The following is a 15,433-nucleotide window of genomic DNA, read 5'->3' on the forward strand; positions in this document are numbered from 1 at the left end:
GCCATTGTTCTACATTATTTCCACCAGCACGATCGTTTTATAGGATCAGCCCATGCCGTTCTATCTTCTCTCTTGGCATGGTGCTCTGGTGGGTTACTCGGGGCTGCGCCTGCATGCGGTTTCTTTTGCGCAATCCTTTATGCGTGGCACAACTCCAGCCACGCTGGATGCGCAATCTGGGGTATTAAACCCCGGTGGAATATTTACCCAAGCAGAAGCGGTCGAAAACTTTGCTGGCCGCCCGCTTGTGTCTCTCCGGGCTGGTAAAGGTTATCTTTCCAGCCGAGAACAAAATGTATTTGACGTTGTGCCGCTTTGCGCCACGTGGGAACGTTTTCTGCTTTTGCCGTCAGAGTTGCTTTCCATCCTGCGCGATCTTACAGAACAGGAATGGTATCTGGGTACACGTTTTGTTGGCCGCGCCACCTGTGCAGAACATCATCTGCAATTGGGTAGCCACAAATGGCCAGCAGAACAACTGCAAGTCACACGCACAAAAGACACCATAACGCTGTGGAGTGAAGCCGCACCAGAAAAGGTTACCTTTACTGTGTGCCCTTCCCATATTTTGTCTGGGCTGATGGAAGATGTGCTGCATCTTCTGCAAACAAACACATTGCGCCCTGCCACAACACCTTGGGCAACGCTGGATGATCTGCGCGAACAGATTCTGCGCTTAAGTGTTACCCCGCGTGATACAGGTACATGCGTGCAATTGGCGCGTTTATGCGCTCTTTTTGGACAATGGGAACTGGCTGACGGCTTTTTAACCCTTGCCCGCCAGCATGACCCACGGCCCGAACTGCAATGGATGGCCGCCATTCTGGCGCTGCGCACTAAAAATTACGATACTGCCGCCACGCTCATGGAGCAGTCTCTTACCACTCGTTATCCTGATCGAGATATCAGCACACTGCTTGCCCCATTGGTGGCACGGCAAAAAGCTGGAGAAAGTGCTCTTTTGCTGGTGCCTGGCGTTTTAAGCAGCGTCGGCCTTCCTGCTTTTGAAACACCGTTTGATACGCTGCTGGTGCCTATGCGCCTTGCAGCCAAAAATGGCTCCGATATTCGGCGCGTTTATAGCTCTTTGTTTGAGCAGGCTTTTCAGAAACTGGATACAGAAAACCGCCTACGCCTGTTAACAACAGAAGCACGGTTAAATGGCCTAAGCTGGTGGGAAGAACTAGGCTTGGGCCATACAAGCTGGCTAGCTGGCCTACAGGCCGAAGCGGATGAGCATTACGCCATTGCCCGCAAACTGGCCGTGCAGGATAACATGGCCCCTGCCCCGTATGATCAAGGGGTATTTTCATGGCTCAGCATGCAGGAATGCGGGCGCTTGGCCAGCCGCGCCATACCGGATGTAACGGGTGTGGCAAACTGGCAATGGCACTTCAGCATGCCAGAAGAACAACCTTCCACCTGCTTGGCTTTTGCCTGCACGGGGCAACATTTTGATCTGGTTCCGGGGCTTGTTCTTTCCCTTCTCCATGCGTGCCGGGAAGATCGTTCTGCTGGCAAAATCCAGCTTTGCCTTGGTGTTGCCAACCCAACGGTGGATCAGCTTACCTTTCTTTCCACTGTTTCAGAGTGGTTAGAAAGTCATGCCACAACATTGCGGCTCAGCTTTGGGCACGGGGAAACCAGATCAGATGCCGCCTCGTTGGAACCGGCATTACGCTATCTGATTCTGCCCGATATTGCCGCCCAGTTTAGGGTGCCGGTTTTGATAGGGGATTGCGCAGGCTATTTTCCTGCCAATTTTGTAAGCCTGCTGCGGGATATGAAAGCCCATGCAACATATGGCTTTGATCTGACCCAGTTTGATGACAACGGTCAGCAGCAATATGGCACGCCGTGGAGCATGAATACGGCTTTGGCCTATTTTGGCGAAGCCGAACTTGTACCCGCCATTGCCGCTTTTATGAGTGATTATTTGAATACTGTCTGCTCACCTAGCAACCCATATCATACAGACATGGACCGCTGCGCATTGGCTCAGGTCTTTCGTCGGTTTGTCCGGTCTCGCTGGGCGCAACTTTCCATCCGGTTCTTAAATGATGGTCCGCCCCTTCTGGTGATGCCGCAGCATGAGCAAACAGGGCTTGTGACGCCAGATGATGTTTTAAACGACCTGAAAGCCTACACAAGCTAGCTGTCAGGTTGTGAGACGTCATTGGCGTAATCAAGGATTTCGTCGACCTGTTTCATGATGTCACGACCAGCCGGTTTGATATAGTCTTGATTACGTGACGCGGGATGTTTTTCAAGCCATGAGATGATGCATTGGGCGGGAGCGATGCCGCCCAGAACACGCTGCGGGCGATGATTGTAGGCGAAACAGAAGCCTCTGAGCAGAATTTCCAGATCTTCATGGTTTGAGACACAGACCTGCAGTACTTCTGTAGCGACACGGCCATTGAAGCGTTCCACCATTCCATTGGTCTGAGGGGAGTAAGCCTTGGTCCGGCGTCGGTCGATTCCCATGTCATGACAGGCTTTTTCGAAGGCGTCCGCTGTAAAGCAGGAGCCACGATCGGTCAGGATATGGGTGATCCGGAAAGGAAAGGCCGATTTGACGGCATTGAGGAAATCAACGGAATTATCCGCATTTTCCGCGTCATAAACAGCCAGGTGCACTGAACGGGAACAGCGATCGATGGCGACATACAGAAAACGTTTCCGCCGGTCCCCATCTGCTGTCTGTAATTTTGGCAGATGTTTCACATCGATATGGACATAACCGGGATCGTAATCGCGGAACTTTCCCTGTCCCCGAACTGGTCCGGCCTTTGGAACAGGAGGCAGCCTGTTCAATCCGGCGTCTTTCAGTATCCGCCAGATATTGTCCCGGTTCAGATGCGGCAGGAAATGCCGTAAGACAAAGGTCAGATCATCCAGACCAAAACCGGTAGAACGCCGAAGCTGACAGACAATGGCGCGCTCCTCCTCCGAGGCTTTCCAGGCCAGCCTCCAGGGACGGCTGCTGCGGTCCTGACAGGCGTCCGAACCACGCCTGCGCCACTTGCGGACTGTTTCATCGCTGATCCCGTAGCGTCTGGCGAGCACGGATGTCGGTTCTGACGAACGAGCTATCTCAGCCCGGACAGCCGGTGTCGTGCGTGCCTGTGGGTGGATCTGAAGCATCATTCGGTCTCCCTGCAAACGGAAGAAAACAACGAAGCATAACGCGGTATCGCCCACGCTACATCATCCCAATGACGTCTCACAACCTGACAGCTAGCACTACAGTTGCATTTTGTGTTGAGTTCTGAATCTATGGGTAACCATGATTCAGGATATGATGAGTGGCGGTACGTCTGTTGAAGAGACGCTGGAATTATGGGCGCGCTCGCTTCGGTCCGCCAAGGATCGGATGGCGCCGCTGTTCACGCAAAAACGTGTCGTAGATTCGGCCTGTGCTTTTCTTGATGTTTTGATTGGCAATGAACCACGCAAGACGGGATGGATGCGAGCGGAAGCCGCAGGAGATCCTGGTCCATGGCGGCAGCAGGCGCTTCTGGGACGCGGGCACTGGGATGCCGATGCCCTTCGTGACGTCGTCAGGGATTATGTGATTGAGCATCTGGGCACTGAAGAGGGCGTGCTGGTCATTGATGAGACCGGTTTTCTGAAGAAGGGTCAGGCGTCCTGCGGTGTGGGGCGGCAGTATACGGGATCTGCCGGCAAGATCACGAACTGCCAGATTGGTGTGTTTGGCGCTTATGTTTCGGAACGGGGGCATGCCTTTATTGACCGCGCCCTGTATCTCCCGAAAGACTGGACATCAAAGCCTGAGCGTCTGAAGCGGGCCCACGTTCCCGATGACGTGGTGTTTGCAACCAAACCGGCGTTAGCCTCGATGATGATTGAGCGAAGTATTGAGGCCGGTGTGCCGTTCCGCTGGGTTGCAGCAGACAGCGTGTATGGCGTGGGCGACGTAGAACGCACGCTTCGCCGGGCAGGAATTGGATATGTGCTTGGGGTCAAGGGCAATCACTGGTTCGGATCATGGGCAACGGAACCGCTGATTGCCGGAGAGGCGAAAGATATTGCAGCAGGACTGCCAGACCAGGCCTGGCGTCGTCTGTCAGCGGGGCACGGCACAAAAGGTGAGCGACTTTATGACTGGGCGTATCTTCCGCTTGCTGATCTGGATGCTGAAGAATTTGACTGCCCTATAGCCGGACCATGGACACGTGGCCTGTTGATCCGCCGAAACATCGCTGACGGGGACCTTGCCTATTTTACGACCTGGAGCCCGAAAGGGACAACCACGCAGGAACTGGTGAACGTTGAAGGGACGCGCTGGAGGATCGAAGAAGGGTTCGAGACGGCCAAAAACGAATTTGGTCTTGATCATAACGAGACCCGCTCCTGGCATGGTTGGCATCGGCATGTCTCTCTGGTCATGCTGGCCTATGCCGTCATGGCCAGTGTCCGTTACCAGGCAAACTCACTGAAACCGAAAAAAACACAACTCAGAACACGACAGTCCTTGTCCGCTGGTCCATTCAGGAGATCAGGCGCCTCGTCGTAAAACTTGCACAACGCAGACTCCCCGTCTCTCACATCCTCAGATGGTCCGTCTTTCGACGAACGCATCAGGCCAGTGCTATCCGCGCTCACTCACGACACAAAATGCAACTGTAGTGCTAGGTGTCAGGTTGTGAGACGTCATTGGGATGATGTAGCGTGGGCGATACCGCGTTATGCTTCGTTGTTTTCTTCCGTTTGCAGGGAGACCGAATGATGCTTCAGATCCACCCACAGGCACGCACGACACCGGCTGTCCGGGCTGAGATAGCTCGTTCGTCAGAACCGACATCCGTGCTCGCCAGACGCTACGGGATCAGCGATGAAACAGTCCGCAAGTGGCGCAGGCGTGGTTCGGACGCCTGTCAGGACCGCAGCAGCCGTCCCTGGAGGCTGGCCTGGAAAGCCTCGGAGGAGGAGCGCGCCATTGTCTGTCAGCTTCGGCGTTCTACCGGTTTTGGTCTGGATGATCTGACCTTTGTCTTACGGCATTTCCTGCCGCATCTGAACCGGGACAATATCTGGCGGATACTGAAAGACGCCGGATTGAACAGGCTGCCTCCTGTTCCAAAGGCCGGACCAGTTCGGGGACAGGGAAAGTTCCGCGATTACGATCCCGGTTATGTCCATATCGATGTGAAACATCTGCCAAAATTACAGACAGCAGATGGGGACCGGCGGAAACGTTTTCTGTATGTCGCCATCGATCGCTGTTCCCGTTCAGTGCACCTGGCTGTTTATGACGCGGAAAATGCGGATAATTCCGTTGATTTCCTCAATGCCGTCAAATCGGCCTTTCCTTTCCGGATCACCCATATCCTGACCGATCGTGGCTCCTGCTTTACAGCGGACGCCTTCGAAAAAGCCTGTCATGACATGGGAATCGACCGACGCCGGACCAAGGCTTACTCCCCTCAGACCAATGGAATGGTGGAACGCTTCAATGGCCGTGTCGCTACAGAAGTACTGCAGGTCTGTGTCTCAAACCATGAAGATCTGGAAATTCTGCTCAGAGGCTTCTGTTTCGCCTACAATCATCGCCCGCAGCGTGTTCTGGGCGGCATCGCTCCCGCCCAATGCATCATCTCATGGCTTGAAAAACATCCCGCGTCACGTAATCAAGACTATATCAAACCGGCTGGTCGTGACATCATGAAACAGGTCGACGAAATCCTTGATTACGCCAATGACGTCTCACAACCTGACAGCTAGGGACATTTCCCTGAACCTGATAAAGAGGTTCAGGGAAATGAAAGCTTAGTCGCGGGAGCCACTACCATATAGAGCTGTCAGGCTGGCAGAAGCCAACTTGTGGTGGTTGACCATAAAACCAACCAATGCCGGGCTGGAATCTTCCTGCACATCCAACGTAGGCACATCCAGCGCATAAACCGTAAAGACATAACGGTGCACACGCCCCGGCGGAGGGGCAGCCCCACCATAACCCGGCACGCCAAAATCTGTACGCACCTGCATGGCACCTTTTGGCAGCTTATCCCCGGCGGAACCGGCACCTTCTGGCAGTGCTGTAATAGTAGCGGGAATATTCACCACCACCCAATGCCACCAGCCCGAACCAGTTGGGGCATCGGGGTCATATACCGTTACCACAAAGCTTTTGGTGCCTGTGGGGGCATCTTTCCATTCCAACGCGGGGGAAAGATTCTGCCCGTGCTGCCCCATGCCATTGTAAACCTGTGCCTGCGGCAGTGTATCACCATTTACAAAGGCCGGGCTTGTAAGAACAAATGCCATAAAAGCGGCTCCCGTGCTGTTACCAATTACGGCTGATCAGCCAGAATTCTTCAGATGTCAGCGTAACGCCTGCTTTGGATTCTGCTGCTGCTTTGGCCAGAGCTTCAATCCGTTCAATCATAATAACCTTACGCTGATGCGCTTCTGTGGTTTCATCGCTGGTTTTCAGCACACCCAAAGAAACTTCAGCGGCCTTGGCAACACGTGCTGCATCCAGAAGTGCGTAAGACATAAATTGTCATCCTTTAAAATATCTGTGCACCGGAATACCCTCCGGCGTTACTGAAAGGGGAATCTGGCCCCTAAGCGCCCTCTCTTCAACCCCTACAGGCTGCATGCCACCTGCAGAACTGCGCCTTTGCCTCTGGCCTTGGCCCAGCCTATTGCGTAAACGGTGCCATCATGAGCAGTGACCGCACCGAAGATTTTGATTTTCACCTTCCAGAAAGCCTGATCGCGCAGGAACCCGCCCGCCCGCGAGAAGCCGCGCGCCTTCTGGATGCCACACAGCCCGACATGTTTGCTGACAGGCATATCCGTGATCTGCCCTCGCTTCTGAAGCGGGGAGATTTGCTGGTTGCAAACAATACGGCCGTTATTCGTGCCCAGCTTCATGGCCTGCGTGGAGAAGCCAAAATTGGCATTACGCTGGACCAGATTCAGCCAGATGGCAGTTGGCACGTGTTGGTGCGCAATGCGCGCAGGCTCAAGGTGGGCGATACTATTGCATTCCCCGGTGTGCAGGACACAGCCCGCGTGCAGGCGTTAGAATCCGGCGGGGGTGCGGTCCTTCGGTTCAGTGCGGAAGGGGATGCTTTTGATGCGTTTTTGCAAAAAGCAGGCGCATTGGCATTGCCACCCTATATTCATCGCCCGGAAGGACCTACGGCGCAGGATACCAGTGATTACGCCACCATTTTTGAGCGTAACAAAGGGGCCGTGGCCGCACCTACTGCCGGGCTGCATTTTACGCCTGCGCTGCTGAAAGCCATAGATGCCACAGGCGCCCAGCGCTGCACGCTTACCCTGCATGTAGGGGCCGGCACCTTTTTGCCTGTGCGTGAAGCCGAAATTTCTGAACACAAAATGCATTCAGAACGCGGCATCATCACCCCGGAAACAGCAGAACGTATCAACGCCACCCGTAAGGCTGGCGGGCGTATTATTGCCATTGGCACCACCAGCCTGCGCCTGCTGGAAACCGCAACAGATGAAAACGGCATTGTGCATCCGTTTGATGGCACAACCTCCATTTTCATTCGGCCCGGCTATCAATTCCGCGCTGTGGATATGCTGCTCACCAATTTCCACCTGCCGCGCTCTACGCTTTTCATGCTGGTTTCCGCCTTTGCAGGGGTTGAGCGTGCCCGGCAGATTTATGCCCATGCCGTTGCCAGCGGTTACCGCTTTTATTCCTACGGCGATGCCTGCCTGCTGCGCTGCGCCCACTCCATCCATGCCCACCACCTCGGAACAGTAGAATGACCCGCTTTAACTGGACGTGTGAAAGCACAGATGGCGCCGCGCGCGCAGGCATGCTGCACACAGCCCACGGCCCTGTGGCCACCCCAACCTTTATGCCGGTTGGCACCGTTGGCACGGTAAAAGCCATGACCATGGATGCCGTGCGCTCCACCGGTGCTGGCATTGTTCTGGGCAATACCTATCACCTCATGCTGCGGCCGGGGGCAGAACGCATACGCGCCTTGGGTGGCCTGCATAAGTTTATGGATTGGTCTGGCCCGATTCTGACAGATTCAGGGGGCTTTCAGGTTATGTCCCTTGGCGCGCTGCGACGGTTAGATCAGGACGGCGTCACCTTCCGCTCCCATATTGATGGTTCTGAACATCGGCTCACGCCTGAAAGTTCAACAGACATCCAACACGCGCTGGATGCCACCATCACCATGTGTTTTGATGAATGCCCAGCCCTACCTGCACCGCCGGAAGCCATTGCGGCTTCCATGCGGCTTTCCATGCGCTGGGCTGCGCGCTCCCGCCAGGCTTATGTGCAGCGCGAAGGGTATGGTCAGTTCGGTATTGTGCAAGGCGGCACAGAACCTGAACTGCGGGCGGAAAGCGTAAAGGCGCTCACCGATATCGGGTTTGAAGGCTACGCCATTGGGGGCCTGGCAGTTGGCGAAGGGCAGGAACTGATGTTCGCCACGCTAGACACCACCACCCCCATCATGCCGCAGGACAAGCCGCGCTACCTGATGGGCGTAGGCACCCCAGATGATCTGCTGGGCAGCGTGCAACGCGGCGTGGATATGTTTGACTGCGTTATGCCCACACGCGCAGGCCGCACCGCCCGCGCCTATACCGAGCGCGGCACGCTCAACCTGCGCAATGCACGCCATGCCACAGATGCACGCCCCATTTCTCCGCATTGTGACTGTCTGGCCTGTTCACGCCATAGCCGCGCCTATCTGCACCATTTGTTCCGCGCCAATGAAATTCTCGGCCCCATGCTGCTGACATGGCATAATATTGCCTATTACCAGCGCCTGATGCGCCAGATCCAGCAGGCGATTGTTGAAAAACGGTTGGATGCGTTGGCCACCACTTTGCGTGCAGAATGGGCAGCAGAGGATTGGACGGAAGATGAAATGCCACAACCCACCATTCCGCCTGTTCCCTGAACAAGTGCTTCCATGACTGCACCCGCGGCAAAACTGGCGGAAAAAATACGCATCAAGGCGCTGGAACTGGGGTTTGATGCCATTGGCTTCTGCCCCGCCCATCTGGGCCCGGAGGTGCGTGCGCGGCTGAAAGATTTTTTGGCTGAAGGATATCATGGTGAAATGGGCTGGCTGGCAGACCGCACAGAGCAGCGCAGTCAACCCACAGCTCTATGGCCAGAAGCCCGCAGTGTTATTGCATTGGGCCTGAACTATGCACCGGCAGAGAATCCATTAAACACTCTTCAGAATCGCACATGCGGGAATATTTCCGTTTATGCGCGCCACCGTGATTATCACGATGTTGTTAAGGGCATGCTCAAGCATCTGGCACAGTTTGTTGTGCGTGAAGCCCGCATGGTGCTGGATACAACCCCGGATGTGAAAGTATTTGTTGATACAGCCCCCGTGGCAGAAAAGCCTTTGGCCGCACAAGCCGGGCTAGGCTGGCAAGGCAAACACACCAATCTGGTTTCCCGCCAACACGGAAGCTGGCTCTTTCTAGGTGAAATCTATACCACGCTGGAACTGCCAACATCTGCCGATTCTGGGGGCAGTTGCGGCAGCTGCACCCGCTGCCTGAATGCATGCCCCACACAGGCTTTTCCTGCTCCTTATCAAATGGATGCACGCAAGTGCATTTCCTACCTGACCATTGAACATGCAGGCCCTATTCCTGCCCCACTACGCAAAGCCATTGGCACACATATCTATGGGTGCGATGATTGTCTGGCCGTATGCCCATGGAACCGCTTTGCCCAAGCATCCCACCACATCAAGCTACAACCGCGGCCAGATTTGATAGCGCCAGAACTGGCAACGCTCAGCCAGCTTGATGATGCCGCTTTTCGCACCATGTTTTCTGGCTCTCCCATCAAACGCATTGGCCGCAATCGGTTTATACGGAATGTGCTGATAGCCATTGGCAATTCCGGCCACCCGGAACTGCTGCCCTACGCACAACCCTTGCAGCAAGACCCGGATTCTGTGGTGGCGGAAGCCGCAGATTGGGCCACGCAGTGCCTGATGGGAGAGGCAACTTGAGCCGCCATTTACGCAAACGCAGCCTAATTCTGGCAGGCCATGATACCAGTGTGGCACTGGAACCCAGCTTCTGGAACGCGCTGGAAGATATTGCAAACCAGCAAAAACAAACGTTGCCTCAACTGGTTACAAAGGTGGATGCAGCACGTTCTCCCGAGCAATCACTGGCCTCTGCCTTGCGGGTTTATGCGCTGGAATGGCTGACACACCAACTTGCCGCAAGCGCGACTCCCGGCACCTGAAAACAACGCAGAACTGCTGTGCCCGCTTTAACGCATCAGGTTGTTTGGGCAGGCTGCCAGAACGTGATAAACTGTTTTTATGGCGATCTGGGGTAAAATTTTTGGTGGCGTAGCCGGTTTTGCCGTAGGCGGCCCGGTTGGCGCAGCGGTTGGCACAGCACTGGGCCACGCAGCAGATACAGGTGCGATTCTTCAGCCCCCTACAGGCGGTTGGAGCGATAAATGGGCTGCGCGTGCACGGCCAGACCCTAATGGTGCAGCCACTTTTGTGGCCGCCAAGCTGGCTGCTGCCCTTGGCAAAAAAGAACAGCTTTATGGGCTGTCCTGCGTTATTTTAAGCGCCAAGCTGGCCAAGTGCGATGCACCCGTTAACCGGCGTGAAATCAACGCCTTTAAATCTCGTTTTCGCGTGCCTGATGAAAACATGCGTGAAGTTGGCCGCCTGTTTGATATGGCCCGCCAGCGCACGGATGATTACGAGGCTTTTGCGCGTGAACTGGGCCAGGTTTACGCAACAGACAAACGCCCGTTGGAAGACCTGATGGGGATTCTGTTTACAATTGCACGGGCTGATCTGGCTGCGGATGAACCGCTGGCTCCAGAGGAAGAGCGCTTTCTCAAGCGCGTGCATGCCCTGTTTGGCCTGAGCCGTGGCGCTTGGGAACGAGCAGCCCATGGGCGTTCTACCCCAGCAATGGCTGAAGATGATGCCTATGCTGTTATGGGGGCCTCGCCTGATCTTTCAAACGAAGAACTGCGCGCTCTCTGGAAAAAGCTGGTGCGGCAATATCACCCGGATATCCTTCTAGCCCGGAATGCCAGCGCCGTTGAAATTGAAGCCGCATCCGTCAAGATTTCACGCATTAACGCTGCGTGGGATATCATCAAGCGTGATCGTGGTCTTTGATTTCAGGATTCTCTTTTCTTTTTGAAGCAAGATAGAAAGTGCGACTTTCTGGCAACAGGTTGCACAAAAATCTCTCACTCCGCTGTCAAAGGTCGCGCACACAGGTCTATTTTACGCCCCTGTTTGTTATGCAAGTAAGCCCTGCCATTGCGCCGCTGGTTTCTCGTGGTAGAGAAAGCGACAGCAATTGGCCTGCATACAGCATGGGCCAGACAGTCGTCACAGAGCAAAGGTAAAGGTGGCAATGATTTCAGGACGGAACGGCTCAAGGCTCCGCCCTCGCGCGCAGGCAAAAAAAAGTCAAACGCGGGAAGGTTCCTCGGCACAGCGCCGTTTTCGTCTGGGCACATTCTGCCTGGCCGCCACTTTGCTGGGCACGGCAGGATGCAGCGCCATTAAGGCACCTGTGCCCAAGGACCCGGATGCTCTGGCCGAATACAAGGCCGCGAACGATCCCTACGAACCGTTGAACCGCAAGATGTTCAACATGACCATGAAGTTCGATAAGTGGGCCCTTCGCCCCATGGCCAAGGCTTACGTATGGGCCGTACCGCGCCCGGTGCGTAATTCTTTGGGCAACCTTGTCAGAACCATGAACGAGCCCTCCGTGTTCTTTAACGATGTAGGGGCCGGCAAACCACGCCGCGCAGGCGATATGTTTGTACGCTGGTGCGTGAACATGACTGTCGGCTTGGGTGGTTTGATTGACGTGGCCAAAATGGCCGGGTTTCCGCACCATGATAACGATGCCGGCATGACATTGGCCAACTGGGGCATTCCCGCAGGGCCTTATCTGTTCCTGCCAATGGGGCCATCTTCTATCCGTGATGGTATTGGCTATGCCATTGACCAAGGCCTTTCTCCATGGGACTATGTGCCACGCGGATACGGGTTGGTCAGCTTCAACTGGGCGTATAACCTGTTTGGGGTGGTTCATGCCCGTTCTGAGCATCTGGATGAGCTTGATGCGCTGGAACGTGATGCGTTGGATCCTTATGCCACCATCCGTAGTGCCTATCAGCAACAGCGCCGGGCGCAGGCCGAAGCCATCAAGAATGATAACCGTGCGACCGTGCCAGACTGGTACCATTAAGAAAAACAGCCAAAAGGGTACACAGACATGAAATTTCTTTCAAGCCGCCGTGTTGTTCTGGGTGCCTTTGCCCTGCTTTGCGCTGGTGGCCTTTTTTCCGCTCCCGCACGCGCTGCGGAAAACGCAAAACAGTTTATTCAGGTGTTTGGCAACCAGCTTGTTGCCATCGTCAACAGCCCTATTCCGTTGGCTGAAAAGAAAGAAAAAGTGCTGCCTTTGGTGCAGAAAAACGTCGATATTGATGGAATCGGTCGTTACTGCCTGGGCCGTTACTGGAAAACCGCTTCTCCAGACCAGCAGCAGCGTTATCTGGGCCTGTTCCATCAGGTTCTGGTTAACGCCATTACAGACAAGCTGGGTGAATACCGCGGCGTAAACTTTACGCTGGGCAATGTTACCAGCACTGGTGCTGGTGAATACGCCGTAGACAGCACGCTGGTGCGCCCACAGCAGCCTGCTGCTGCCATGCAGTGGATTGTAAGCGATACCTCTGGCAGCCCCAAAGTGGTGGACGTTATTGGTGAAGGTGCAAGCCTGCGCCTGACACAGCGGAATGACTATTCATCCTACATCGCACGCAATGGCGGTAATGTAGGTGCCCTGCTGGATGCCTTGCAGCGCCAGCTGAGCCACCACAACGCACCGGCTAACTAACGCAAACATATTCCAATTTAAAAAGGGGTGTTCCATATGGAACACCCCTTTTTTTATGGCTTGGGCCAAACGCTTTCATAAACCAGCATTGTCTGGCCATCTCTCTGAAACGTTTCTTCCACCCGCATCCCAATGCCGCCCAGAATAGTGCGGGATGCCACATTGCTTTCTGCCGCAACGGCAATCACTTTATTAATCCCGGCGTCATGCGCAAAGTTAAGGGCTGCCCCTGCGGCCTCTCGCGCAATGCCACGGCCACTGGCCCACGGAAAAAGTGCAAAACGCAGGGCAAAGCCGCGCCCATCTGGCCGGTCATGAATACCGGTCATCCCTACAAAGCGGCCTTTTTCATGAATAGTAAAAATACCTACCCGATGGCAGGCCCAGAAAGCGATATCATCCGCCATTTCCAGTTCCGCCTGCTGGCGGCTGCGCACACCACCAAGCATGCGGCCAAAGGCACCTCCATCTGCCTTCAGGCGCACCATATCTTCCATATCCCGCCAAGTTACGGGCTTAAGCAGTAAGCGCGGAGTTCTGACCGAACGCGAATCCACAATTCACGCCTTGCAGCAAAGAAAAGGCAGGTGCCCTTCCTTTAATTGCACATGCTGCCGGTAATACATGGTGCCTTCATCAAGATAGGAGCCCAGTAAACTCAGGGCTCCTATTAACCTTACTTAGCGCGCAAGAGGTTTGTACTGGATACGGCCTGGTTCTGTAGCATCCGGACCCAGACGACGGCGCTTGTCTTCTTCATATGCCTGGAAGTTCCCTTCAAACCATTCCACGTGGGAATCGCCTTCAAAGGCCAGAATATGCGTTGCCAGACGGTCCAGGAACCAGCGATCATGCGAGATCACCACAGCACAACCAGGGAATTCTGCCAGTGCATCTTCCAACGCACGCAGGGTATCTACGTCCAGATCGTTGGTCGGTTCGTCCAACAGGATCACGTTGCTTTCCTGACGGAGCATCTTGGCCAGATGCACGCGGTTGCGCTCACCACCAGAAAGCACGCCTACTTTCTTCTGCTGGTCAGACCCTTTAAAGTTAAAGGCCCCAACATAGGCACGCGAAGGTACAGCCCGTTTACCAAGATAGATCACATCTGTGCCGCCGGAAATTTCTTCCCACACGGTTTTGTCTGCATCGAGGTCATCACGAGACTGGTCTACGTAGCCAAGCTTTACGGTTTCACCAATCTTCAGGTCTCCCGCGTCTGGCTTTTCCTGCCCAATAATCATTTTGAACAGGGTGGATTTACCAGCACCATTCGGGCCAATAACCCCCACAATGCCACCCGGCGGCAGCTTAAAGTTGAGGTTATCAATCAGCAGGCGCTCACCAAAACCCTTGGTCAGGTTTTCGGCTTCAATAACAGTGCCACCAAGGCGTGGGCCGGGCGGAATAACAATGTCTGCCACGCCGCTAACTTTTTCAGCACTGGCAGCCAGCATTTCCTCATATTTGGTAATACGGGCTTTGCTTTTGGTCTGTCGGGCTTTGGGGCTGGCGTTAATCCATTCCTGTTCCGCGGCCAATGCGCGCTGGCGGGCACTTTCTTCCTTTTCTTCCTGAGCCAGGCGCTTACGCTTCTGTTCCAGCCAGGAGGAATAGTTACCCTCGAACGGAATACCGCGGCCACGCTCGATTTCCAGAATCCAGTTGGTCACGTTGTCCAGGAAGTAACGGTCATGGGTAATGACCATAACAGTGCCATCATAATCCTTCAGCGTGCGTTCAAGCCACGCAACACTTTCAGCATCCAGATGGTTGGTAGGTTCGTCCAACAGCAGCAGGTCGGGCTTTTCCAGCAACAGGCGGCACAGGGCCACGCGGCGGCGCTCACCACCGGAAAGCTTATCGACCGGGCTATCTGCCGGCGGGCAGCGCAGGGCGTCCAGCGCAATATCCAGCTTGCGGTCCAGCTCCCAGCCATCACCGGCATCAATCTTTTCCTGCAATTCGGCCTGTTCGGCCAGCAGGGCATTCATTTCCTCATCTTCCATGGGTTCGGCAAAGCGGGCGGAAATCTCGTTAAACCGATCTACGGCCTTTTTGAGATCACCAAAGCCCAGAGCCACGTTCTCACCCACGGTCAGCTTGGGGTCTAGCTGCGGTTCCTGCTCCAGATAGCCAACACGCACACCTTCTGCGGCCCATGCCTCACCACCGAATTCCTTGTCGATGCCGGCCATGATTTTCAGCAGGGTGGACTTACCAGCACCGTTCACACCCAGAATGCCAATTTTGGCACCCGGCATGAAGGACAGCGTGATGCCTTTGAACACTTCACGCCCGCCGGGATAGGACTTTGTCAGATCCTTCATGACATAAACGTATTGATAGGATGCCATGATAATGAACTCCCGTAATGCGGATGGGTAAGATAAAACTGGCGGGTGCGACCACATCGGCGCAGCAAGCTGTTATCGCCTGCGCCCGGCAGGACTTGAACCCGCAACCAAGCCGTTATGAGCGGCCCGCTCTAACCAATTGAGCTACGGGCGCGCAGGCG

General features: G+C 54.9%; 15 protein-coding genes and 1 tRNA gene. 10 read left to right on the forward strand and 6 right to left on the reverse strand.

What is annotated here, in order from left to right:
• Nucleotides 1-52: 52 nt before the first annotated feature.
• Nucleotides 53-2,155, forward strand: coding sequence for a hypothetical protein (locus ABNV41_RS12810; protein ID WP_050819069.1), 2,103 nt, complete (start codon nt 53-55; stop codon nt 2,153-2,155).
• On the opposite strand, the gene ABNV41_RS12815 is transcribed toward ABNV41_RS12810, so the two are convergent.
• Nucleotides 2,152-3,147 carry an IS481 family transposase gene (locus tag ABNV41_RS12815; protein WP_035366691.1) on the reverse strand — a complete coding sequence of 332 codons (996 nt, stop codon included), beginning with the start codon at nt 3,145-3,147 and terminating at the stop codon, nt 2,152-2,154. The genes ABNV41_RS12810 and ABNV41_RS12815 overlap by 4 nt on opposite strands.
• 142 nt (nt 3,148-3,289) lie before the next feature.
• Between ABNV41_RS12815 and ABNV41_RS12820 the strand changes: the two genes are divergently transcribed.
• Nucleotides 3,290-4,540 carry an IS701-like element IS1452 family transposase gene (locus ABNV41_RS12820; protein ID WP_012812328.1) on the forward strand — a complete coding sequence of 417 codons (1,251 nt, stop codon included), beginning with the start codon at nt 3,290-3,292 and terminating at the stop codon, nt 4,538-4,540.
• 212 nt (nt 4,541-4,752) lie between these two features.
• Nucleotides 4,753-5,748: an IS481 family transposase gene (locus ABNV41_RS12825; RefSeq protein WP_035366691.1), complete on the forward strand. Its 996-nt coding sequence runs from the start codon at nt 4,753-4,755 to the stop codon at nt 5,746-5,748.
• A gap of 45 nt (nt 5,749-5,793) precedes the next feature.
• Here ABNV41_RS12825 and ABNV41_RS12830 read toward each other — a convergent pair whose 3' ends face one another.
• Both ABNV41_RS12830 and ABNV41_RS12835 read right to left on the reverse strand, forming a co-directional pair.
• A complete protein-coding gene (locus tag ABNV41_RS12830; RefSeq protein ID WP_050819067.1) occupies nt 5,794-6,291 on the reverse strand; it encodes a kinase inhibitor in 498 nt (165 codons plus the stop codon).
• Nucleotides 6,292-6,310: 19 nt separating this feature from the next.
• Nucleotides 6,311-6,523: a hypothetical protein gene (locus tag ABNV41_RS12835; protein ID WP_003624836.1), complete on the reverse strand. Its 213-nt coding sequence runs from the start codon at nt 6,521-6,523 to the stop codon at nt 6,311-6,313.
• Nucleotides 6,524-6,693: 170 nt separating this feature from the next.
• Here ABNV41_RS12835 and queA point away from each other — a divergent pair, with 170 nt between their 5' ends.
• The 7 genes from queA to ABNV41_RS12870 all read left to right on the forward strand — a co-directional run bounded on the left by queA (nt 6,694) and on the right by ABNV41_RS12870 (nt 12,912).
• Nucleotides 6,694-7,776, forward strand: coding sequence for a tRNA preQ1(34) S-adenosylmethionine ribosyltransferase-isomerase QueA (gene queA, locus ABNV41_RS12840; protein WP_050819066.1), 1,083 nt, complete (start codon nt 6,694-6,696; stop codon nt 7,774-7,776).
• The gene (gene tgt / locus ABNV41_RS12845) at nt 7,773-8,933 is read left to right on the forward strand and encodes a tRNA guanosine(34) transglycosylase Tgt (RefSeq protein WP_050819065.1); all 1,161 of its coding nucleotides are present in this window, start codon (nt 7,773-7,775) and stop codon (nt 8,931-8,933) included. Before queA ends, tgt begins: the two co-directional genes overlap by 4 nt.
• 12 nt (nt 8,934-8,945) lie before the next feature.
• The gene (gene queG, locus ABNV41_RS12850) at nt 8,946-10,016 is read left to right on the forward strand and encodes a tRNA epoxyqueuosine(34) reductase QueG (RefSeq protein ID WP_050819064.1); all 1,071 of its coding nucleotides are present in this window, start codon (nt 8,946-8,948) and stop codon (nt 10,014-10,016) included.
• Nucleotides 10,013-10,258: a ribbon-helix-helix domain-containing protein gene (locus tag ABNV41_RS12855; protein ID WP_050819063.1), complete on the forward strand. Its 246-nt coding sequence runs from the start codon at nt 10,013-10,015 to the stop codon at nt 10,256-10,258. The genes queG and ABNV41_RS12855 overlap by 4 nt, the downstream gene beginning before the upstream one ends.
• Nucleotides 10,259-10,337: 79 nt before the next feature.
• The gene (locus tag ABNV41_RS12860) at nt 10,338-11,165 is read left to right on the forward strand and encodes a TerB family tellurite resistance protein (RefSeq protein WP_003624849.1); all 828 of its coding nucleotides are present in this window, start codon (nt 10,338-10,340) and stop codon (nt 11,163-11,165) included.
• Between the two features lie 244 nt (nt 11,166-11,409).
• Entirely contained in the window at nt 11,410-12,258 is an 849-nt protein-coding gene (locus ABNV41_RS12865; protein WP_080986737.1) for a VacJ family lipoprotein, read from the forward strand.
• A gap of 27 nt (nt 12,259-12,285) precedes the next feature.
• Entirely contained in the window at nt 12,286-12,912 is a 627-nt protein-coding gene (locus tag ABNV41_RS12870; protein WP_050819061.1) for a phospholipid-binding protein MlaC, read from the forward strand.
• A gap of 53 nt (nt 12,913-12,965) precedes the next feature.
• On the opposite strand, the gene ABNV41_RS12875 is transcribed toward ABNV41_RS12870, so the two are convergent.
• From ABNV41_RS12875 to ABNV41_RS12885, 3 genes are all read right to left on the reverse strand, one after another.
• Nucleotides 12,966-13,469: a GNAT family N-acetyltransferase gene (locus ABNV41_RS12875; protein WP_050819060.1), complete on the reverse strand. Its 504-nt coding sequence runs from the start codon at nt 13,467-13,469 to the stop codon at nt 12,966-12,968.
• Between the two features lie 123 nt (nt 13,470-13,592).
• Nucleotides 13,593-15,272: an energy-dependent translational throttle protein EttA gene (gene ettA / locus ABNV41_RS12880; protein ID WP_050820308.1), complete on the reverse strand. Its 1,680-nt coding sequence runs from the start codon at nt 15,270-15,272 to the stop codon at nt 13,593-13,595.
• Nucleotides 15,273-15,352: 80 nt separating this feature from the next.
• Nucleotides 15,353-15,426, reverse strand: a tRNA-Ile gene (locus ABNV41_RS12885).
• Between the last annotated feature and the right edge of the window lie 7 nt (nt 15,427-15,433).

Origin of the sequence: Acetobacter sp. A11-2 (genome assembly GCF_040208445.1) — a bacterium.
GTDB lineage: Bacteria > Pseudomonadota > Alphaproteobacteria > Acetobacterales > Acetobacteraceae > Acetobacter > Acetobacter oryzoeni.